At 68.5% G+C, this 2,004-nt stretch carries 4 protein-coding genes; all 4 read left to right on the forward strand.

Annotated elements, in window-relative coordinates; translation table 11 throughout:
• The first annotated feature begins 305 nt into the window (after positions 1-305).
• The 4 genes from rpsF to rplI all read left to right on the forward strand — a co-directional run bounded on the left by rpsF (position 306) and on the right by rplI (position 1,946).
• Complete coding sequence (rpsF, locus tag PKH97_RS16215) at positions 306-593, forward strand: 30S ribosomal protein S6 (RefSeq protein ID WP_324388641.1); 288 nt, start codon at positions 306-308, stop codon at positions 591-593.
• A 17-nt stretch (positions 594-610) separates the two neighbouring features.
• Complete coding sequence (locus PKH97_RS16220) at positions 611-1,159, forward strand: single-stranded DNA-binding protein (protein ID WP_324388642.1); 549 nt, start codon at positions 611-613, stop codon at positions 1,157-1,159.
• Between the two features lie 76 nt (positions 1,160-1,235).
• Positions 1,236-1,472, forward strand: coding sequence for a 30S ribosomal protein S18 (gene rpsR / locus PKH97_RS16225; protein ID WP_324388643.1), 237 nt, complete (start codon positions 1,236-1,238; stop codon positions 1,470-1,472).
• Positions 1,473-1,499: 27 nt separating this feature from the next.
• Positions 1,500-1,946: a 50S ribosomal protein L9 gene (rplI, locus tag PKH97_RS16230; protein WP_324388644.1), complete on the forward strand. Its 447-nt coding sequence runs from the start codon at positions 1,500-1,502 to the stop codon at positions 1,944-1,946.
• Positions 1,947-2,004 lie beyond the last annotated feature (58 nt).

Genomic DNA, 2,004 nt, shown 5'->3' on the forward strand with positions numbered 1-2,004 from the left:
GTGGTCATCTACCTCGTCCACGCCGTATGGCGGGCCGCGATGCGCCGCCGGATCACCTGGCCGGTGGTCGTCGACCCCGAGGACGGCCCGCTGGCGGGGCGGCCCGACTCGTTCGTGGTCGCCTTCCGCTGAGTCTGCTCCAGCGCTTCCACCGTGACGAAGTTGGGGGCCGGCCGGATCGCGGGTACCATCGGAGGGTTGTCCGGCATACCGCTGCTTGTGCAGTGCCGTGTCGGCACGACGAATGCAGCCCTCCTGTCACGGACCGACCGTGACCGCCTAGACCGAAGGAGGTGGGTTCACGCATGCGTCAGTACGAGCTGATGGTCATCCTCGATCCCGAGATCGACGAGCGCACCGTCGCACCGAGTCTCGACAAGTTCCTCGCCGTGGTGAAGAAGGACGGCGGGAGTGTCGACACCGTGGACATCTGGGGTCGGCGCCGCATGGCGTTCGACATCAAGAAGAAGTCCGAAGGCATCTACGCCGTCATCCAGATGACGGCCGAGCCGGCGACGGCTCAGGAGCTGGACCGGCAGCTGGGCCTCAACGAGGCCGTGCTGCGGACCAAGCTGCTGCGCCGGGACGCCTGAACGACGGAGGCCCAGCCATGGCCGGCGACACCGTCATCACCATCATCGGCAATCTCACTGCCGACCCCGAGCTACGCTTCACCCCTTCCGGCGCTGCCGTCGCGAACTTCACCGTGGCCTCGACGCCGCGGGCCTTCGACCGGCAGAGCAACGAGTGGAAGGACGGCGAGACGCTGTTCATGCGCTGCTCGATCTGGCGGGACGCGGCCGAGAATGTCGCCGAGTCGCTCAGCCGCGGCACGCGCGTCATCGTCTCGGGCCGGCTGAAGTCGCGGTCGTACGAGACCAAGGAAGGCGAGAAGCGCACCGTCGTCGAGATGGAGGTCGACGAGGTCGGCCCCTCGCTGCGGTACGCCACCGCCAAGGTCAACCGCACCCAGCGCGGTGGCGGTCAGGGCGGCTTCGGCGGTCAGGGTGGCCAGGGTGGCCAGGGTGGCTACGGCGGTTCGGCTCCGGCCGACGACCCGTGGGCCTCGGGCCCCAGCGCCGCACCGAGCCAGACGCCTCGTCCCGCTGCGGACTCCGGGTGGGGCGGCGCGCCGTCCTACGACGAGCCTCCGTTCTGATCGTCCACCACATTCCCCAACCCATCCCGGGGCGCGAAACCCCGGGCTCTTCAGCCTCAAGAAGGAGAGCACCACGATGGCCAAGCCCGTTGTGCGTAAGCCCAAGAAGAAGGCGAACCCGCTCAAGGTCGCCAAGGTCGAGAACATCGACTACAAGGACGCCGCGCTGCTGCGCAAGTTCATCTCCGACCGCGGCAAGATCCGCGCGCGTCGGGTGACCGGCGTCTCGGTCCAGGAGCAGCGTCGCATCGCCAACGCCGTGAAGAACGCGCGTGAGATGGCGCTGCTCCCCTACTCGAGCTCGGCTCGCTGAGCCCGGCCCGAAGAAGGAGCACAGACCATGAAGCTCATCCTGACCCACGAGGTCAGCGGCCTGGGTGCCGCCGGGGACGTCGTCGACGTCCGTGACGGCTACGGCCGCAACTACCTCCTCCCCCGCAAGCTGGCCACCCCGTGGACCAAGGGCGCGGAGAAGGACATCGCCTCGATCCGCAAGGCCCGCGAGGTCCGCGAGATCAGCACGCTCGAGGCCGCGCAGTCGGTCAAGAAGCAGCTCGAAGGTATGTCGGTCGCCGTTCCGGCCAAGGCCGGCTCCGGGGGGCGGCTCTTCGGTGCTGTGTCCAGCGCTCAGATCGCCGACGCCGTCAAGGCCGCCGGCGGCCCGGAGCTGGACCGCCGCAAGATCGAGATCCCCGGCCACATCAAGACGACCGGCGCGTATGCCGCCTCGGTTCGCCTCCACCCCGAGGTCTCCGCGAAGGTCGCCTTCGAGGTCGTCCCGGCCTGACAAACCACGATGCGGTATGCCGGTCAGATCCTGACCGGCATACCGCATCGCTGTTTCG

Origin of the sequence: Nostocoides sp. (genome assembly GCF_035343835.1) — a bacterium.
In the GTDB taxonomy this organism is placed as follows: domain Bacteria; phylum Actinomycetota; class Actinomycetes; order Actinomycetales; family Dermatophilaceae; genus Nostocoides_A; species Nostocoides_A vanveenii.

Coding starts and splice junctions, on each gene's coding strand:
- rpsR (WP_324388643.1), top strand. CDS start 1,236: ATGGCCAAGCCCGTTGTGCGTAAGCCCAAGAAGAAGGCGAACCCGCTC.
- rpsF (WP_324388641.1), top strand. CDS start 306: ATGCGTCAGTACGAGCTGATGGTCATCCTCGATCCCGAGATCGACGAG.
- rplI (WP_324388644.1), top strand. CDS start 1,500: ATGAAGCTCATCCTGACCCACGAGGTCAGCGGCCTGGGTGCCGCCGGG.
- PKH97_RS16220 (WP_324388642.1), top strand. CDS start 611: ATGGCCGGCGACACCGTCATCACCATCATCGGCAATCTCACTGCCGAC.